The sequence below is a fragment of the Saccharopolyspora mangrovi genome, assembly GCF_035320975.1.
GTDB lineage: Bacteria > Actinomycetota > Actinomycetes > Mycobacteriales > Pseudonocardiaceae > Saccharopolyspora > Saccharopolyspora mangrovi.
This window is the reverse complement of sequence record NZ_JAWLNX010000002.1, coordinates 17,064-34,881: the sequence shown is the minus strand read 5'-3', so window position 1 is coordinate 34,881 and position 17,818 is coordinate 17,064. Positions and strand designations below refer to the sequence as shown.

Sequence of the window (17,818 nt, the reverse complement as noted above, 5' to 3'; positions counted from 1 at the left end):
CCAACCCAGACTACGACGAACGGAGCACCGACGACAGATGAACGGCTGATGGCCCCCGGTTCGCGCGGCTCAGCGTCGCGAGCGCTCAGGCCGCGAAGACGTCGTCGCGCACCGCGCAGCGGTAGCGCTGGGCGATCAGCTCCACCACCGCCGGGTGGACACCGATCGGAGCGGCCACCCCCGCCACCGGGAGCTCGCCCAGCCGCCGGTGGAACAGTCCCGGGGCCAGCAGGTACGGGGCGATGAAATCGCCCGGGGCGCAGACCTCGTCGGTCGCCGGGCTCGCGGTGGTGATGTAGCTGGGGGTGAGCCACTGACCGCAGCGGCGGCCCAGCTGCCGCGCCGCCGCCCGCACGTCCGACAGGGCGCGCTCGTCGGAGGAACCCGCGGCCGAGAACAGCACCCGGTCCCCGGGACACCACCCGGCGTCGCGCAACCGGTCCAGCAACGCCTCGGTGATCTGCGGGGCCGGGCCCAGCGGGTCGGTGATCGTCACGTCCTCGCGCCCGCTGGCGGCCAGCTGCTCGGGCAGATCAGCGCGCACGTGGTACCCGGCCGCCAGGAACGCCGGCAGCGCCACCACCGGCCCCGGCACCGAGGCCAGCGCCTCGGCCACGGTCGGGCCGATGACGTCGACGTAGCCGACGTGCACCGCGACGTCCAGGCGCGCGGCAGCGGCCTCGGCCAGCTGCTCGATCACCCGCGGCCCCTCGGGGTCGCGGGTTCCGTGGGCGACCAGCAGCAGCGGCGGGTTCGCGGGGGTCACAGCAGGGGATCGGCGCATCGCGGGGAGTCCCTCATCGGTTCCAGCGGAAGTCGGTATCCGCGTTTGATCACGGTCTGCACCAGCTGCGGCGCGCCCAGCGCCGACCGCAGCCGCGCCACCGCCTGCTCGACGGCGTGCTCGTCGGCGGTGCCACCGGCGCAGTTGAGCGCCTCGGCCAGCGCCCGCCGCGACACCACCCGGCCCGGCCGCTCGGCCAACGCCCGCAGCAGCGTCTTGCCTTGCGGGGACAGCTGTTTCACCGCGCCGTCGAGGATCGCCGCGTGGCCGCGCACCTGCAGGCTGTGCCCGGCCACCGGCAGCGTCGGCGAGCGCATCGGCAGCGCCTCGCACAGCGACCGCACCAGCGCACCGATGCGGAACCGCTCCGGAACCACCGCCGGAACACCGCGGTCGGCCAGCGGTGCGTGGGTCACCGGCCCCACGCAGGCCGCCAGCACCGGACCGCGCAACGCCGCCAGCAGCTCGTCCAGGCAGTGGCGCTCAGCGGCCAGCGACAGCAGGCTCGCCGCGGCCGGAGCGCTGGTGAAGGTCACCGCGTCGACCTGCTGGGCGCACACCGCCGCCAGCAGGTTCTCCAACGCGGTGAGGTCGGCCGGGGCCGCCCACCGGTACACCGGCACCTCGATGACCTTCGCCCCGGCGCACTGCAGCGCCTCGACGAAGTCCGGCAGCGGCTGGCCGTGCAGCTGCACCGCGATCCGCAAACCCTCCAAGGGCCCGTCGATCAGGTGCTCCAGCAGCTCGGCGGAGGACTCCGATCCCGGCGACCACGGGTCGGGCAGACCGGCCGCCCGCACCGCGCCGCGCGCCTTCGGCCCGCGGGCCAGCAGCGTCGCGGGAGCCAGCGCGTCGAGCAGCTCGGCACCCACGCCCCAGCCGTCGGCGGCCTCCACCCAACCCCGGAACCCGATGCCGGTGGTGGCGACCACGGCATCGGGCGGCTGCGCGATGCACTCCTGCGTGGCGCGGCGCAGCTCGGTGTCGTCGGACAGCGGCAGGATCCGCAGCGCCGGGCCGTGCACGACCCGGGCGCCGCGGCGTTCGAGCAGCGAGCCCAGCTCGTCCGCCCGCCTGGCCGCGGTCACGGCGACGGTGTAGCCGGTCAGTTCCTCGCTCAAGGGAGCGCGACCTCCACGAACGCCTCGCGCCGCCGCACCGGGAACACCGGCAGCCGCGCCTCGGGGTCGTCCAGGCATTCGCCGGTGCGCAGCGAGAACACCTGCTTGAGCATCGGCGAGGCCACGGTGGGCTCACCGCCCCGGTCGCCGACGATGCCGCGGCTGATCACCCCGGCCCCGCAGAACGGGTCGACGTTGCCCACCGCGAACAGCTGGTCGTCGTGGGTGCGGAACACCGCCACCGGGTGCTCGCCGACCAGCGCCGGGACTCCGTACTCGGGCAGCAGCGCGTTGATGTCGCAGATCTGGTGCCAGTTCACGAGTGGACCTCCTGGTTCTCGGAGCGGATCGCGGGCATCGGCAGACCGACCGGGCCCGGCCGGATCTGGCCGCGTTCTTCGATGAAGCGGATGGTGGGATCCGGTGCGTCGGGGGCGTTGACGAACGACACGAACCGCGAGAGCTTGCCCGGGTCCGACAGCACGCCCGCCCATTCGTCGGAGTAGGTGTCGACGTGGCGCTGCATCGCGGCTTCCAGCTCCTCGGCGATGCCGAGGGAGTCCTCGACGATGACCTCCTTGAGGTGCTCCAGGCCGCCGTCGAGCGACTCGACCCACGCCGAGGTGCGCTGCAGCCGGTCGGCGGTGCGCACGTAGAACATCAGGAACCGGTCGATGAGCTTGATCAGCCGCTCGTCGTCGAGGTCGGCGGCCAGCAGCTCGGCGTGGCGCGGGGTGAACCCGCCGTTGCCGCCGACGTAGAGGTTCCAGCCCTTGTCGGTGGCGATCACGCCGAAGTCCTTGCCGCGCGCCTCGGCGCACTCGCGGGCGCAGCCCGACACCGCCGACTTGAGCTTGTGCGGTGAGCGCAGGCCCCGGTAGCGCAGCTCCAGCCGGATGGCCATGCTCACCGAGTCCTGCACGCCGTAGCGGCACCAGTCGTTGCCCACGCAGGACTTCACCGTCCGCAGCGCCTTGCCGTAGGCGTGCCCGGACTCGAAACCGGCCTCCACCAACTTCGTCCAGATCTGCGGCAGCTGCTCCACCCGCGCGCCGAACAGGTCGATGCGCTGCCCGCCGGTGATCTTGGTGTAGAGCCCGAACTCCTTGGCCACCTCGCCGAGCACGATGAGCTTGTCCGGCGTGATCTCACCCCCGGGCACCCGGGGCACCACCGAGTAGGTGCCGTTGCGCTGCAGGTTGGCCAAGTACCGGTCGTTGGTGTCCTGCAGCGCCGCCTGCTCGCCCTCGAGGATGTGGCCGTTGCCGAGGCTGGCCAGGATCGAGGCGACCGCGGGCTTGCAGATGTCGCAGCCGCGCCCGGAACCGTGCTTGGTGATCAGCTCGGAGAACGAGCCGACACCGGTGGCCTGCACGATCTCGAACAGCTCCGCCCGCGACTGGGTGAAGTGCTCGCACAGCGCCTTGGAGGTGACCACGCCGCACTCGCCCAGCAGCGTCTTGAGCATCGGCACGCACGACCCGCAGCTGGTGCCGGCCTTGGTGCAGGACTTGACCTCGGCGACGTCGGCCAGCCCGTGCTCGGCGATGGCGCAGGTGATCTGGCCCTTGGTGACGTTGTTGCAGGAGCACACCGTCGCGTCGTCGGGCAGCGCGCCCGAGTCCACACCGGACCCGGCCGGCAGCAGCAGCTGCTCCGGCGGGGCCGGCAGCTCGCGGTCCACCAGCGGCCGCAGCACGCCGTAGGCGCTGGCGTCACCGACCAGCACACCGCCCAGCAGCACCCGCGCGTCGTCGGAGAGCACCAGCTTGGCGTAGGTGCCCGCCGCGTTGTTGGCGTAGACGACCTCCAGCGCGCCCTCGGTGGTGCCGTGGGCGTCGCCGAAGCTGGCGACGTCGACGCCCAGCAGCTTGAGCTTGGTCGACATGTCGGCACCCGGGAAGGTGCCCTCGCCGAGTTCCAGCAGCTGCTCGGCCACGCCCTCGGCCATCGTGTACCCGGGCGCGACCAGGCCGTAGCAGCGGCCGTCGACCGCCGCGCACTCGCCGATGGCCCACACGCCCTCGACGTTGGTGCGGCAGGCGTCGTCGACCAGGAACCCGCCGCGCTCACCGCGCGCCACACCGGCGATGTCGGCGAGCTCGTCGCGCGGGCGCACACCCGCGGAGAACACGACCAGATCGGTGTCGATGACGGTGCCGTCGGCCAGAGTCACCCCGGTGACGCGTTCCTCGCCGTCGATCGACCGGGTCGCGGCGCCGGCGTGGATGGTCAGGCCCAGCTCCTCGACGAGATCGCGCAGCACCTGACCGCCGCCCTCGTCGACCTGCAGCGGCATCAACCGCGGTGCCATCTCCACCACGTGCGGGCGCATCCCCAGCAGTCGCAGCGCGTTCGCGGCTTCCAGACCCAGCAGGCCGCCGCCGATGACCACGCCGTCGCGGCCCTCGGTGGCGGCCTCGCGGATCGCGTCGAGGTCCTCGATGGTGCGGTAGACGAAGTTGCCGGGCAGCTGGTGACCGGGCACCGGCGGCACGAACGGCTTCGACCCGGTCGCCAGCACCAGAGCGTCGTAGGTCAGCGACTCGCCGTCGGCCAGCGTCACCGCGCGGGCCCCGGTGTCCACACCGGTCACCGCCGCGTTCAGGCGCAGGTCCACCATCGGGTCGTCGATGACGTCCTGGCCGGTGAGGCTGAGGTCTTCGGCGCTCTTGCCGTCCAAGTAGGACGACAGCGCCACTCGGTCGTAGGCGGGGCGGGGCTCTTCGCCGAGGACGACGATCCGCCAGGTGTTCGCCTCATCGCGTTCGCGCAGTGCTTCTACGAGCCGGTGGCCGACCATTCCGTGGCCGACGACGACGAGCGTGCGGGTCATGCCGCGCCCTCCCTTTCTGATTCGATGCGATCCGCCAACGAGCTGCACAGCCGGCCGACGTCGTCGACGCAGCCACCGCAGCCGGTGGTCGCCCGCGTTGCCCTGGCCAGCTCGGCGACCGACCGAGCACCGCCGTGGAAGGCGGTGATCAGGGACTTCTTGGTGACGTTGTTGCAGCGGCACAGCACCGCGTCCTCGGGCAGCTCCACCGGCGCACCCGGCACCGCGGCCGGGGTGCCCAGCAGCAGCGAGAGCCGGTCGGCGGGCATCGGCAGGCCGCGGTCGTGCAGCTGGCTGATCGCCGCGATCGCGGCCGGGAACCCCAGCAGCACGGCCCCGCTGATCCGCCCGGCGTGCAGCGCGAGCTTGGCGTAGCGGCCGCGCGCCGGGTCCGAGAGCGTGACGATCTCGGCGTCGCCGGAGTCCAGGGCCCGCACCGATCCGATGGAGACCAGGTCGATGCCGCGCGCCTTGAGCCGCGCTACCACCCGGGTTTCGGCGCAGGCCGCGTCACGGCCGGTCAGGCGTGCGGCCAGCACCTCGGCTTGCTCCCACGCCGAGGCCACCAGCCCCGGTGTGGCGCCCTGGTGCTCGGCGCAGTCGCCGATGGCGTGGATGTGCGGGTCGCTGGTGCGCAGCCGGTCGTCGACGACGACACCGCGGTTGACCGACACCCCGGCGCGCTGCGCCAGGGTCACCTCCGGCCACACCCCGGTGCAGGCCACCACCAGCTCGGCCGGTGCTTCCGATCCGTCGCCGAGCCGCAGCGTCCCGGGCCGGTAGGAGGCGGCCTTGACGCCCAGTCGGACGTCGATGCCGAGCTTGCCCAGCCGCTCGGCCAGCATCCGGCCGCCGACCTCGTCGAGCTGGCGTTCCATCAGGTGCTCCTCGCGGTGCACCAGGGTGACCTGGTGGCCGCGCGCCAGCAGCGCCCGCGCCGTCTCCACACCCAGCACGCCACCGCCGAGCACCGCGACCGGGCCGCAGGCGGCATCGACGCGCGCGCAGTCGGCGAGGGTGCGCAGCGCGGTGAGCCGCTCGGCGCCCAAACCCATGATCTCGGGCATCAGCGGCCGCGCACCGGTGGCCAGCACGAGCACGTCGTAGCCGAACTCGCGGCCGTCCTCGGTGCGCACCGCGCGCTGCGCGCGGTCGATGTCGGCCACCGCGCATCCCAGGAGCACCTCGGCGTCCAGCCCCGGCAGCGCCACCGCGGGAGAGGGCAGCGAACCGTCGAGCACCGAACCCAGCAGCACCCGGTTGTAGGCCGGTTGCTGCTCGGCACCGAGCACGGTGATCGGCCCGTCGTGGCCCAGCGCGCGCAGCCGCTCGACCAGTCGGTGCGCGGCCGGGCCGTTGCCGACCACGACCACGCGCCCGGCCGGCCGGTTGAGGGGAAGGACGGTGCTCATGGCGCCACCACCTCCCGGTGGGGTTCGATGCGCACCGAGCTGACCTTGAACTCCGGCATCCGGCTGCGCGGGTCCAGCGCGTCACCGGTGAGCAGGTTGGCCCGCCCGTCGCCGGGGAAGTGGAACGGCAGGAAGACCGTGTCGGTGCGCATCGTGGCCACCAGCCGCACCTTCGCGATCGTGCTGCCGCGCGGCGAGGTGACGCGCGCCAGCACGCCCTCGGCGAGACCGGCGCGGGTGGCGGTGTCGGGGTGGACCTCCACGAACACCTCGGGGGAGGCCTCGTTGAGCTCGGCGACCCGGCGGGTCTGCGCACCGGACTGGTACTGCGCCAGCACGCGCCCGGTCGTCGCGGTCAGCGGGAACACCTCGGCGGGCACGTCACCGGCGTCGCGGTGCTCGACCGCGGCGAACCTCGCCCGCCCGTCGGGGTGGGCGAAGCCGTCGAGGAAGAGCCTCGGCGTGCCGGGGTGCCCGCCGTCCGGGCACGGCCAGTGCAGCGCCTCACCGGCGTCGAGGCGTTCGTAGCTGATGCCCGAGTAGTCGGCCTTGCCGCCGGCCGAAGCCCGGCGCAACTCCTCGAAGACCTCGCGCGGCCGGGTGGGGTAGCGGTGGCCCGGCTCGCCCAGCCGCGTGGCCAGCCCGTGCAGCACCTCCAGGTCGCTGCGCGCGTGTCCCGGGGGCACCTGCAACCGGCGGCGGCGCAGGACCCGGCCCTCCAGGTTGGTCATGGTGCCCTCTTCCTCGGCCCACTGGGTCACCGGCAGCACCACATCGGCCAGCTCGGTGGTCTCCGACGGCACGAAGTCCGCCACCACCAGCAGATCCAGGGACTTCAACCGGCGCACCACGTGCTCGGCGTTGGGCGCCGAGACAGCCGGGTTGGAGCCGAACACCAGCAGCGCGCTCGGACCGTCCTCGGTGCCCAGCGCGTCGAGCAGCTCGTAGGCCGAGCGCCCCGGACCGGGCAGCACCTCCGGCAGCACGCCCCAGATCTCGGCGACGTGCTCGCGCGCGGACTGGTCGGTGATCATCCGGTAGCCGGGCAGCTGGTCGGCCTTCTGCCCGTGCTCCCGGCCGCCCTGGCCGTTGCCCTGACCGGTCAGGCAGCCGTAGCCGCCACCGGCGCGGCCTGGAATTCCCAGCGCCAGCGCGAGGTTGATGAACCCGGACACGGTGTCCACGCCCTTGCTGTGCTGCTCGGCGCCGCGGCCGGTGAGCACGTAGGCGCTGCCCGCCTCGGCGAGCATCCGCACCGCCTGGCGCTGCTCGGACACCGGAACCCCGGTCACCCGCTCGACGCGCTCCGGCCACCAGGACATGGCCCGCTGCCAGGCGGAGTCGAAGTCGTTGGTGCGCTCGCGGATGTAGTCGGCGTCGGTGAACCCGTCGACCACCGCGATGTGCAGCAGTCCCAGCGCCAGCGCCAGATCGGTGCCCGGCAGCGGCTGCAGGTGCAGCGCCGCCTGCTCGGCCGTGGCCGTCCTGCGCGGGTCGATGACGATCAGCTCCGGCGAGCGCAGGTGCTGCATCAGCGGCGGCATCGTCTCGGCCGGGTTGGCCCCGGCCAGCAGCACCACGTCCGCGCCACCGAGGTCGGTCACCGGGAACGGCAGCCCCCGGTCCAGCCCGAACGCGGCGGTCCCGGCCGCGGCGGCCGAGGACATGCAGAACCGGCCGTTGTAGTCGATCTGGCTGGTGCCCAGCGCCAGCCGCGCGAACTTGCCCAGCAGGTAGGCCTTCTCGTTGGTCAGGCCGCCACCGCCGAACACCCCGATCGCATCCGGGCCGCGCTCGGCCCGGATGCGATCGACGCGCGTGGCGATGGTGTCGAGCGCGGTGTCCCAGGAGACCGGGACGAGCTCACCGCCGCGGCGCACCAGCGGGTGGCGCAACCGGTCGGCGACATCCAGCAGGGCCGGAGCGGTCCACCCCTTCTGGCACAGCCCGCCCTGGTTGACGGGGAAGTCCGTGGGCCGCACCGAAACCCCGCGCCGCTCGCGCGTGAGCCGGGTCCCGCACTGCAGGGCGCAGTACGGGCAGTGGGTGGCCACGGTTCGCACGTCAGGCACGGCCGGCCTCCGCGGTCCGCTTCTCCGGCAGGCCCGCCGGAGCCTGACCCGGCTTGAGCGCACCCCGCAGGTACACCGCCCAGGTCACCAGCACGCACACCAGGTAGTAGGCGAGGAACACCATCAGCGCGCTGTCACCGCTGGCCGCCGCGCCGCCGTAGGAGGAGCGGAACGCCAGGTTGATGCCCACACCGCCCAGGGCGCCGATCGCACCGGCGATGCCGATGACCGCTCCGGAGAGCCGACGCGCCTTGGCGAAGGCCGCGATCGCCTCACCACCGGAGGTGACCTCGTCCTCGGCCTCCTTGGCGTAGACCGCCGGGATCATCTTGTAGGTCGAGCCGTTGCCCAGGCCGGTGAGCAGGAACAGCACGATGAACGCCGCCACGTACAGGCCGAACGAGCCCTGCGCCGAGGCCACCAGCAGGACCGCGACCCCGGCCGCCATCAGCACGAAGTTCCACAGCGTGACCCGCGCACCCCCGACCCGATCCGCCAGCCAGCCGCCGAGCGGCCGCGACACCGAACCCACGAGCGGGCCCAGGAACGTCCAGCTCGCCGCCTGCAGCGGGGTGAAGTCGAACTCGGTCTGCAGCACCAGGCCGAACGCGAAGCTGTAACCGATGAACGAACCGAAGGTGCCCACGTACAGGAACGAGATCCACCAGGTGTGCTTGCTGCTGCAGGCCTCCAGCAGCGCCCCGGGCTTGGCCTTGATGGCGTCGACGTTGTCCATGAACAGCGCCGCGCACACCGCCGCCACCGCGATCAGCGGCAGGTAGATCGCCGCCACGTAGGACGGGTGGGTGTTGCCCGCGAAGGCGATCACCAGCAGACCCACCACCTGGATGGTGGCAACACCGATGTTGCCCCCACCGGCGTTGAGCCCCAGCGCCCAGCCCTGCAACCGCTGCGGGAAGAAGATCGTGATGTTGGTCATCGACGAGGCGAAGTTGCCGCCGCCGACACCGGCCGTGGCGCCGATGAGCATGAACACCCACAGCGGCGTGCCCGGCTGCTGCACGAAGTAGAAGGCCAGTCCGGCGGGCAGCAGCAGCACCACCGAGCTGAAGATCGTCCAGTTCCGGCCGCCGAAGCGGGTCACAGCCGCCGCGTAGGGCAGCCGCAGCACGGCACCCACCAGGTTCGGGGTGATCACCAGCAGGAACTTCTCGGAGGCGGTGAACGGCAGCCCGATGTCGGGGCCCATGAACAGCACCAGCACCGACCAGATGCTCCAGATGGAGAAACCGATGTGCTCGGAGATGATCGAGAAGATCAGGTTCCGGCGCGCGACGTGCTTGCCGGTGGTTTCCCAGAGGTCCTCGTTCTCGGGATCCCAACCCTCGATCCAGCGGCCTCTCGGGGCCCGGGCGTTCGCAGTCAACGCGGCTCCTCTCAACGGGTTGCCCCGAAGGTAGGAACCTGCTGTTTCCCCCTGAAATGCCTCGCGTTACCGGCAAGCAAAACGCGCTTCACATGATCGCCGCGCTCCAGGTCAGAACTGCCGTGACCGGCAACACACGCGGCCCCGGTGGGCGGTGCGCCACCTGCTCCGTGGCACCTTGGAGGCGTGACGCAACGAGGCTCGGGGGCCGAGGACAGCGCGACCTGGCAACGCGCCCGCCAACTGTTCGGCGCCGCCCGGCGCATCACCGCTCTCACCGGAGCCGGGGTGTCCACCGCCTCCGGCATCCCGGACTTCCGCGGCCCGGACGGGCTCTGGACCCGCAACCCGCAGGCCGCCCGGCTCAGCGACATCGACAGCTACCTCGCCGACGAGGACGTCCGCGTGCACGCGTGGCGCGCCCGCGCCGAGAACCCCGCCTGGCACGCCGAGCCCAACGCGGCGCACCGCGCCTTCGTCGACCTCGACGCCGCGGGCAGGCTGGGGGCGCTGCTCACCCAGAACATCGACGAGCTGCACCAGCGCGCGGGCCTGGCGCGCGACCGCGTGCTGGAGTTGCACGGCACGATGCGGCGCACGGTGTGCGTGCACTGCGGCGCCACCGGCGCCATGACCGAGGCCCTGCAGCGGGTCGCCGACGGCGAGCCGGACCCGGATTGCCGCGCCTGTGGCGGCATCCTCAAGTCCGCCACGGTGTTCTTCGGCCAGGCCCTCGACACCGAGGTGCTGCGCGAGGCCCGGCGCGCCTGCCTGGACTGCGACCTGTTCGTCGCCGCGGGCACCTCGCTGACGGTCCACCCGGCGGCCGGTTTCGCGGAGCTGGCCGCCAGGGCCGGCGCGAAGCTGATCATCTGCAACGCCGAGCCGACCCCCTACGACGAGATCGCCGACGCGGTGCTGCGCGGCCCGCTCACCGAGGTCCTGCCGGACCTGGCCTCCGCTCCGCTGATCGACTCCGACGAGCCGCTGCGGACGTGGGGCGATCCCAGCACGTGGGAACAGATGTGACACGAGTGGTTGACGTTGCAAACGAAACGTTCGTTTCGTGTGGTGCAACTGGGGCGGTAGTGCAAAGCTTCAGCTAATTGTGACTCCGTTCGGCTTAAACATCGACGCCGAACGGGTGCATCTGCTGGAGGTGACGGGTGTTGTCCACGCATCGAGCCGCGCGCAGGATCGGCGCGCTGGTGCTGCTCAGCGCAGTCGGTTTGGGGGCCACCGGCACCGGCGCGGCGGTCCCGCCGCCCCCGCCCAACCCCAGCGACGCCGAGATCCAGTCCGGCAAGGCCGAGGCCCAGCGCACCGCTGGTGAAGCCGGCGAGCTCGCCAACCGGCTCGCCGAGGCCGAGTCCCGCCTGGTCGGCCTGCAGTCGCAGGTCGAGGTCAAGATGGAGGACGCGAACAAGGCTCGCGTCGACCTCGAGCGCGCCGAATCCGCCCACGGTCAGGCCCGCTCCGCCGCCGACGCGGCGGCCGCCGAGGCCCGAGCCGCGGCCGGGCAGATCGAAGCCCAGCGCGGCAGGCTCGACCAGTTCGCCGCCAGCAGCTACCGGCAGGGCAGCAGGCTCGGTTCGATCACCGCCTACGTCGGCGCCCGCAACCCGCAGGAGATGCTCGAGCGCGCCTCGCTGCTGGATGCCATCAGCGATTCCCAGCTCGACGTCCTCGACGACCTCGAACGCGCCCGCATCGAGAAGGTCAACAAGGACTCGTTGACCCGCGCCGCCCTGGCCGAAGCCGAGGCCAAGCGCCGCGCCGCCGACGAAGCACGCGCCACCGCCGAAGCAGCCCAGCAGACCGCGATCCAGGCCCGCGCGCAGCAGGCCGAGCAGGCCCAGGGCCTGCAGGCCGACCGGGACTCGGTGCAGGCCGAGCTCGACGCCGCCCGCTCCCGCGTCTCCGGGCTGCAGGCCCAGCGCGCCGACTACCAGGAGTGGCAGGAGGACAAGACCCGCGAGGAGCAGGCCGCCGCCGAAGCAGCGGCTTCCCGGCCGGCGGCCAACCACCAGTCCGGCAGCAGCGAACCCGCCGGCTCCTCGTCGTCCTCCGGTGACGTCGAAGCGGTGGTCTCGCGGGCGTTGTCGCAGCTGGGCATGCCCTACGCGTGGGGCGGGGGCAACTCGCGCGGTCCGACGCGCGGCATCCGGGACGGGGGAGTGGCCGACTCCTACGGCGACTACGCCAAGATCGGCTTCGACTGCTCCGGCCTGATGATCTACGCCTTCTCCGCCGCCGGTGTTTCGCTGGACCACTACAGCGGCTACCAGGCCCAGTCGGGCAAGCGGGTTCCGCTGTCGCAGATGCGGCGCGGCGACATGCTGTTCTGGGACGACGGCGGCGCCATCCACCACGTCGCGCTGTACCTGGGCAACGGCAAGATGGTCGAGGCGCCGTACTCGGGTTCGCGCGTCCGGGTCACCTCGGTCCGCTACAGCGGCATCACGCCCTACGCGGTGCGCGTGCTCTGACCGCCCGGCGGGGTTCGGGTCGGCGCGGCCTGCGAGCATTGCGGCGTGGCGGATTTCGCGGCGGTGGTGCTGGCCGGTGGCAGAGCGCGCCGGCTCGGCGGTGTGGACAAGGTGATGCTGCCGGTGCGCGGCCGCACCCTGCTGGACCGCACGCTCGACGCCGTCTCCGGCGCGGATCCGGTCGTGGTCGTCGGCCCGGAGCGCCCGACCGGCTCACCGGTGCGCTGGACGAGCGAGCGGCCGGCCGGGGGAGGACCGCTGGCGGCCGTGGACGCCGGGCTGCGCCTGCTCGACGACGGCCCAGGCGTGGTGGCGATCCTGGCCGCGGATCACCCGGACCTCACCGCGGACACGCTCGCCCGGCTGCGCGATGCCCTCGCCGGTGACCCCGAAGCCTGGGGAGCGGTCCTGGCCGAGGCCGGTGGCCGGGCGCAGTGGCTGGTCGGCGTCTGGCGGTTGAGCGCCCTGCGGGAAGCGATGCCGAGCGAGGTCGAGAACCGCCCGGTCAAGGCGCTTCTCGCGCCGCTGGACCCGCTGCACGTCACGGCCACCACAGCTGAGGTGTCCGACGTGGACACACCCTCCGATCTCGACCGAGCCCGCACCTCCGACCCCTGAACCGTCCTCGCGGAGGAGGGGAGTGCACCAACTCTACCGTTAACGGCATCTATGACTTCAGTGTCGAGTGAAATTAATGCCCTTCGGGAACGCCGAACCCCGCGCGGACGAAGGAAGCTCCTCGCTTCACAGCGGTCATACCGGCCATGAGGTTGGGTGGGGGTTCGATGCGCCCCCTCGTGCACCAGGGGTGAGGGGCGTGCCAGGATCTTGATCGGCCCCGAAACGGCCACATCGACGAGGAGGCTGGGAGAAGTGACCGAGGCCGGCAACGGTGAGAGCGGAGCCGCTGCGGCGCGTCCAGCAGGTCAGGCGGGGACGTCGGGCACTCCGGCGCGCGACGCGCAGCTGCTCGAACGCACCGTCTTCGAAGTCAAGCGCGTCATCGTCGGCCAGGACCGCCTGGTCGAGCGGATGCTGACCGGCCTGCTCGCCAAGGGCCACATCTTGCTCGAAGGTGTGCCCGGTGTCGCCAAGACCCTCGCGGTGGAGACCTTCGCCCGGGTGGTCGGCGGCTCGTTCTCCCGCTTGCAGTTCACCCCCGACCTGGTGCCCGCCGACATCCTCGGCACCCGCATCTACCGGCAGGGCAGCGAGCGCTTCGACGTCGAGCTCGGCCCGGTGCTGGCCAACTTCGTGCTCGCCGACGAGATCAACCGCGCGCCCGCCAAGGTGCAGTCGGCGCTGCTGGAGGTCATGGCCGAGCGCCACGTGTCCATCGGCGGCGAGAGCTTCCCGATGCCCGCGCCGTTCCTGGTGCTGGCCACCCAGAACCCCATCGAGAACGAGGGCGTCTACCCGCTCCCGGAGGCGCAGCGCGACCGCTTCCTGTTCAAGCTCCCGGTCGAGTACCCGACCGCGGAGGAGGAGCGCGAGATCATCTACCGGATGGGCGTCACCCCGCCCGAGCCCAACGGGGTCCTCGACCCCGAGGAGCTGATCCGGCTGCAGAACGTCGCCGCTGGGGTGTTCGTGCACCACGCGCTGGTCGACTACGTCGTGCGGCTGGTGGTCGCCACCCGCATGCCCAACGACCACGGCCTGTCCGACATCGCCGGCTGGGTCTCCTACGGCGCCTCGCCGCGAGCCAGCCTCGGCATCATCGCCGCCGCCCGCGCCCTGGCGCTGGTGCGCGGCCGCGACTACGTGCTGCCGCAGGACGTGGTGGACGTGGTGCCGGACGTGCTGCGCCACCGCCTGGTGCTGTCCTACGACGCGCTGGCCGACGGGATCCCGGTGGAGCACATCGTCGGCCGGGTGCTGCAGACCGTGCCGTTGCCGCAGGTCTCCGCGCGTCCGCAGGGCGGACCGCAGCAGCCCGCGCCGGTCGGTCCGGCAGGGCAGCCCGGCTACGGCCAGCCGCCGATGCCACCACCGCACCAGTGAGGGGAGGGGCAGACGTGGCGGCACCCGCGCACTCCGGCGGTGACCGCCCGGACTGGGCGCCACCGGCCCTGGACACCGGGCGCATGGAGGTCGCGCTGCGCGCCCTCGAGCTGAGCGTGCGCGGTCGGCTCGACGGGCTCCTGCAGGGCAACCACCTCGGCCTGGTGCCCGGACCGGGCAGCGAACCGGGGGAGGCCCGCAGCTACCAGCCCGGCGACGACGTGCGGCGGATGGACTGGGCGGTGACCGCCCGCATGGCCGAGCCGCACATCCGGCAGACCATCGCCGACCGCGAGCTGGAGACGTGGGTGGCGATGGACCTCTCCGCCAGCCTCGACTTCGGCACCGCGGCCTGCGACAAGCGCGAGCTGGCGGTGGCGGCGCTGGCCGCGGTCATGTTCCTGACCAGCGGCGGCGGCAACCGGATCGGCTCGGTGGTGGACAACGGCACCGGGCAGCACCGGCTCCCCGCGCGCGGTGGTTCGGCCTACGCGCGGGCGCTGCTGAAGAAGGTCGCCGAGACCCCGCGCGCCCCTGAGGGCACGCGCGGCAACCTGGGCGCCTTGCTGGAGTCGCTGCGGCGTCCACCGCGCCGGCGCGGGCTGGCCGTGGTGATCTCGGACTTCCTCGGGCCGACCGACTGGCAGCGGGCGCTGCGCGGTCTCGGTGCGCGGCATTCGCTGCTGGCCATCGAGGTGATCGACCCGCGCGACGTGGAGCTGCCCGACGTGGGCACGGTGCTGCTGTCGGACCCGGAGACGGGCAAGCGGCGCGAGGTGCACACGACTCCGGTGCTGCGCAAGGAGTTCGCCGCCGCGGCAGCCGCGCACCGCGAGGAGGTCGCCGGGGTGCTGCGGCGGGCCGGGTGCGCGCACCTGGTGCTGCGAACGGATTCCGACTGGATCGCCGACGTGGTGCGGTTCGTGATGGCGCGCAAGCGCGGGTGGTCCGGCGGAGGAGCTGGGTGATGTTGAGTCTGACCGGGTTCACCGCGCCGTGGTGGTTCCTGCTGCTGCTCGTGGTCGCCGCATTGGTGGCCGGGTACGTGTGGGCGATGCGCCGCCGGCGCCGGGACACGCTGAAGTTCTCCAACCTGGAGGTGCTGGACCGGGTCGCCGCCGGTCGGCAGGGCTGGTGGAAGCACGTGCCGCCGGCGCTGCTGGGGGTGGCGCTGATCCTGCTGACGGTGGCGCTGTCGGGGCCGACCGCGGAGCAGCGGATTCCGCGCAACCGGGCGACGGTGATGCTCACGATCGACGTGTCGTTGTCGATGAAGGCCACGGACGTCGAGCCCAACCGGCTGGAGGCGGCCAAGGTCGCGGCCAAGGAGTTCGCCGACAAGCTGACCCCGGGCATCAACCTCGGGCTGGTCTCGTTCGCCGGGACGGCCACCGTGCTGGTCATGCCGACCACGGACCGCTCCAGCGTCAAGCAGGCCATCGACACGCTCAAGCTGGCCGAGGCCACGGCCACCGGTGACGGCATCAACGCCTCGATGCAGGCGATCGATTCGTTCGGGAAGATGGTCGGCGGTCCGGCGGGTGCGCCTCCGGCGCGGATCGTGCTGATGGCCGACGGCGGCCAGACCATCCCGCGCGAGATGGACGCGCCGCGCGGTGCCTACACCAAGGCCGGTGAGGCGAAGAAGGCCGGCGTGCCGATCTCCACGATCTCCTTCGGCACCAAGCACGGGTCGATCGAGATCGAGGGCGAGCAGGAGTGGGTCGAGGTCGACGACGAGGCGATGCAGGAGATCGCCCGGTTGTCGGGCGGGGAGTTCCACAAGGCGGCCAGCGCCGAGCAGCTGCGCGAGGTCTACGAGACCCTCGGCGAGCAGATCGGCTACGAGACCAAGCACACAGACGCCAGCAAACCGTGGCTCGTGCTGGGTACGCTCTGCGCGATCATCGCGGCCGGGATCTCCCTGTTCGCCGGTCGAAGACTGCCTTAACGACGACGGGAGCGACGTCGCCTTGAGCACGGCAGCTCGTTTCTTGTGGGAATTCGTCAAATCGCCGACCACGACGGCCGCCGTGGGTCCGAGTTCGCGGGCGCTGGCCGAGCAGATGGTGGCCCCGATCCCGCTGACCGGTGATCCGGTGGTGGTGGAGCTGGGCCCGGGCACGGGTGCGTTCACCGAGGTGATCCAGCGGCGCCTGGCCGGGCGGGGCACGCACCTGGCGGTGGAGCTCAACCAGGGCTGGGCCGCCGACCTCGGGCACCGGTACCCGGGGGTGGAGTCGGTGTGCGACAGCGCCCGGCGGGTGCCGGAGCTGCTGGCCGAGCGCGGGCTGGGCAAGGCCGATGTGGTGGTCAGCGGGTTGCCGTGGGTGGCGCACGCACCGGTCGACGGGGTTCCGCTGGTGCGGGTGCTGGCCGAGGTGATGGCGCCGGAGGGCGCGTTCACGCAGTTCGCCTACACCTGGACGCGGTGGGCGCCACCGGCGCGCAGGCAGCACGCGGATCTGCGGGCGACGTTCGAGGAGACGGTGGTCAGCCGCACGGTGTGGCGCAACCTGCCGCCTGCGGTGGTCTACCTGGCTCGCAGGCCTCATCCTGCGTGAGGGCGGTGCACCGGTCTCGGTGCTAATTTGGTCGGATGCCTGCTGATCCTGTGGTGTTCGGTCTGGACGAATTACCGCTGTTGGTGGAGCTGGGGACGGCGCTGCTGTTCTCCAGCTTGATCGGGCTGGAGCGGGAGATCCGGGCCAAGAGCGCCGGGTTGCGCACGCACGCGCTGGTGGGCGTGGGCGCGGCGTTGTTCATGCTGGTGTCGAAGTACGCCTTCGGGGACCTGCTGCCGTTCGAGCGGGTGTCGCTGGACCCGTCGCGGGTGGCGGCGCAGATCGTCTCCGGCATCGGGTTCATCGGCGGTGGGCTGATCTTCGTGCGCCGCGACGCGGTGCGCGGGCTGACCACGGCGGCGTCGGTGTGGCTGGTGGCGGCGGTAGGCATGGCCTGCGGCGGGGGACTGGTGGTGCTGGCCGCGGCGACGACCGGGGTGCACTTCCTGGTGGCGATCGGGTTCCCGTACCTGCTGCGGGTGGGTCGTCCGGCGTTGCGGGAGCCGCAGGTGGTCCGGGTGGGCTACCTGGACGGGTACGGGGTGCTGCGCAGCGTGCTGACGATGTGCACCAGTCGCGGGTGGGCGCTGCTGGACCTGCAGGTCGAGCGCGAGGACTCCGACGACGAGCAGCGCACGGCGGTGGTGGCGCTGCGGTTGCGCGGCAAGGTGCCGGTGGCGGCGCTGGTGGAGGAGATCAGCGCGTTGCCGGGTGTGCTGCACGCCGCGCCCGGGGAGTCGGCCGCGGCGGGGTTTGGCGGTGGTGCCGGGCCCGCGGCTGGGCCCGGCACCGGCGGATCACTCCGCGTCCTTCTTGATCTGCTCCATGTCGAGGTCGCGGGCCTGGCCGACGAGGTCCTCGAAGACGTTCTCGGGCAGGGCGCCGGGCTGCTGGAAGACCAGGACCTTGTCCCGGATGATCGCCAGCGTGGGGATCGACTGGACGTCGAAGGCGGCGGCGAGTTCGGGCTGGTCCTCGGTGTCGACCTTGGCGAAGACGATGTCGTCGTGGGTCTCCGAGCCCTTCTCGAAGACCGGGGCGAACTGCTTGCACGGGCCGCACCAGGAAGCCCAGAAATCGATGATGACGAACTTGTCGTCGCCGACGACCTCGTCGAAGTTGTCCTTGGTCAGTTCGACCGTGGCCATG

General features: G+C 72.3%; 15 protein-coding genes and 1 pseudogene. 8 read left to right on the top strand and 8 right to left on the bottom strand.

Translation table 11 applies throughout. The annotated features are described in order from the left end of the window. Positions 1–85: 85 nt before the first annotated feature. The 7 genes from R4I43_RS02770 to R4I43_RS02740 are packed head-to-tail and all read right to left on the bottom strand — an operon-like array spanning position 86 to position 9,612. Positions 86–766, bottom strand: a complete 681-nt coding sequence (locus tag R4I43_RS02770; protein WP_324263895.1) for a sirohydrochlorin chelatase — start codon at positions 764–766, stop codon at positions 86–88. Further along, complete coding sequence (locus R4I43_RS02765; protein WP_324263894.1) at positions 763–1,905, bottom strand: uroporphyrinogen-III synthase; 1,143 nt, start codon at positions 1,903–1,905, stop codon at positions 763–765. Before R4I43_RS02765 ends, R4I43_RS02770 begins: the two co-directional genes overlap by 4 nt. Then, a complete protein-coding gene (gene nirD, locus R4I43_RS02760; RefSeq protein ID WP_324263893.1) occupies positions 1,902–2,225 on the bottom strand; it encodes a nitrite reductase small subunit NirD in 324 nt (107 codons plus the stop codon). Before nirD ends, R4I43_RS02765 begins: the two co-directional genes overlap by 4 nt. Next, a complete protein-coding gene (gene nirB / locus R4I43_RS02755) occupies positions 2,222–4,741 on the bottom strand; it encodes a nitrite reductase large subunit NirB (protein WP_324263892.1) in 2,520 nt (839 codons plus the stop codon). Before nirB ends, nirD begins: the two co-directional genes overlap by 4 nt. Next, positions 4,738–6,153, bottom strand: coding sequence for an FAD-dependent oxidoreductase (locus tag R4I43_RS02750; RefSeq protein ID WP_324263891.1), 1,416 nt, complete (start codon positions 6,151–6,153; stop codon positions 4,738–4,740). Before R4I43_RS02750 ends, nirB begins: the two co-directional genes overlap by 4 nt. Beyond that, complete coding sequence (locus R4I43_RS02745; RefSeq protein ID WP_324264294.1) at positions 6,150–8,216, bottom strand: molybdopterin oxidoreductase family protein; 2,067 nt, start codon at positions 8,214–8,216, stop codon at positions 6,150–6,152. The genes R4I43_RS02750 and R4I43_RS02745 overlap by 4 nt, the downstream gene beginning before the upstream one ends. A gap of 1 nt (position 8,217) precedes the next feature. Continuing rightward, positions 8,218–9,612 carry a nitrate/nitrite transporter gene (locus R4I43_RS02740; RefSeq protein ID WP_324263890.1) on the bottom strand — a complete coding sequence of 465 codons (1,395 nt, stop codon included), beginning with the start codon at positions 9,610–9,612 and terminating at the stop codon, positions 8,218–8,220. Positions 9,613–9,798: 186 nt separating this feature from the next. On the opposite strand from R4I43_RS02740, the gene R4I43_RS02735 reads away from it, so the two are divergent. From R4I43_RS02735 to R4I43_RS34545, 8 genes and pseudogenes are all read left to right on the top strand, one after another. Then, positions 9,799–10,641 (top strand): SIR2 family NAD-dependent protein deacylase, encoded by an 843-nt coding sequence (locus R4I43_RS02735; RefSeq protein ID WP_324263889.1) that lies wholly within the window; start codon positions 9,799–9,801, stop codon positions 10,639–10,641. Between the two features lie 137 nt (positions 10,642–10,778). Further along, a complete protein-coding gene (locus R4I43_RS02730) occupies positions 10,779–12,101 on the top strand; it encodes an NlpC/P60 family protein (RefSeq protein ID WP_407691184.1) in 1,323 nt (440 codons plus the stop codon). A gap of 45 nt (positions 12,102–12,146) precedes the next feature. After that, a complete protein-coding gene (gene mobA / locus R4I43_RS02725; protein ID WP_324263887.1) occupies positions 12,147–12,719 on the top strand; it encodes a molybdenum cofactor guanylyltransferase in 573 nt (190 codons plus the stop codon). Between the two features lie 255 nt (positions 12,720–12,974). Next, positions 12,975–14,105: an AAA family ATPase gene (locus tag R4I43_RS02720; protein WP_407691183.1), complete on the top strand. Its 1,131-nt coding sequence runs from the start codon at positions 12,975–12,977 to the stop codon at positions 14,103–14,105. Positions 14,106–14,188: 83 nt separating this feature from the next. Then, complete coding sequence (locus R4I43_RS02715; RefSeq protein WP_324264292.1) at positions 14,189–15,073, top strand: DUF58 domain-containing protein; 885 nt, start codon at positions 14,189–14,191, stop codon at positions 15,071–15,073. A gap of 2 nt (positions 15,074–15,075) precedes the next feature. Further along, positions 15,076–16,056: a VWA domain-containing protein gene (locus R4I43_RS02710; RefSeq protein ID WP_324264291.1), complete on the top strand. Its 981-nt coding sequence runs from the start codon at positions 15,076–15,078 to the stop codon at positions 16,054–16,056. An 82-nt stretch (positions 16,057–16,138) separates the two neighbouring features. Further along, a complete protein-coding gene (locus R4I43_RS02705; RefSeq protein ID WP_324263886.1) occupies positions 16,139–16,669 on the top strand; it encodes a class I SAM-dependent methyltransferase in 531 nt (176 codons plus the stop codon). A 35-nt stretch (positions 16,670–16,704) separates the two neighbouring features. After that, a pseudogene (locus R4I43_RS34545) lies at positions 16,705–17,424 on the top strand (MgtC/SapB family protein); the annotation flags it as partial. A 42-nt stretch (positions 17,425–17,466) separates the two neighbouring features. Here R4I43_RS34545 and trxA read toward each other — a convergent pair. Further along, positions 17,467–17,817 carry a thioredoxin gene (gene trxA / locus R4I43_RS02695; protein ID WP_324264290.1) on the bottom strand — a complete coding sequence of 117 codons (351 nt, stop codon included), beginning with the start codon at positions 17,815–17,817 and terminating at the stop codon, positions 17,467–17,469. Position 17,818 lies beyond the last annotated feature (1 nt).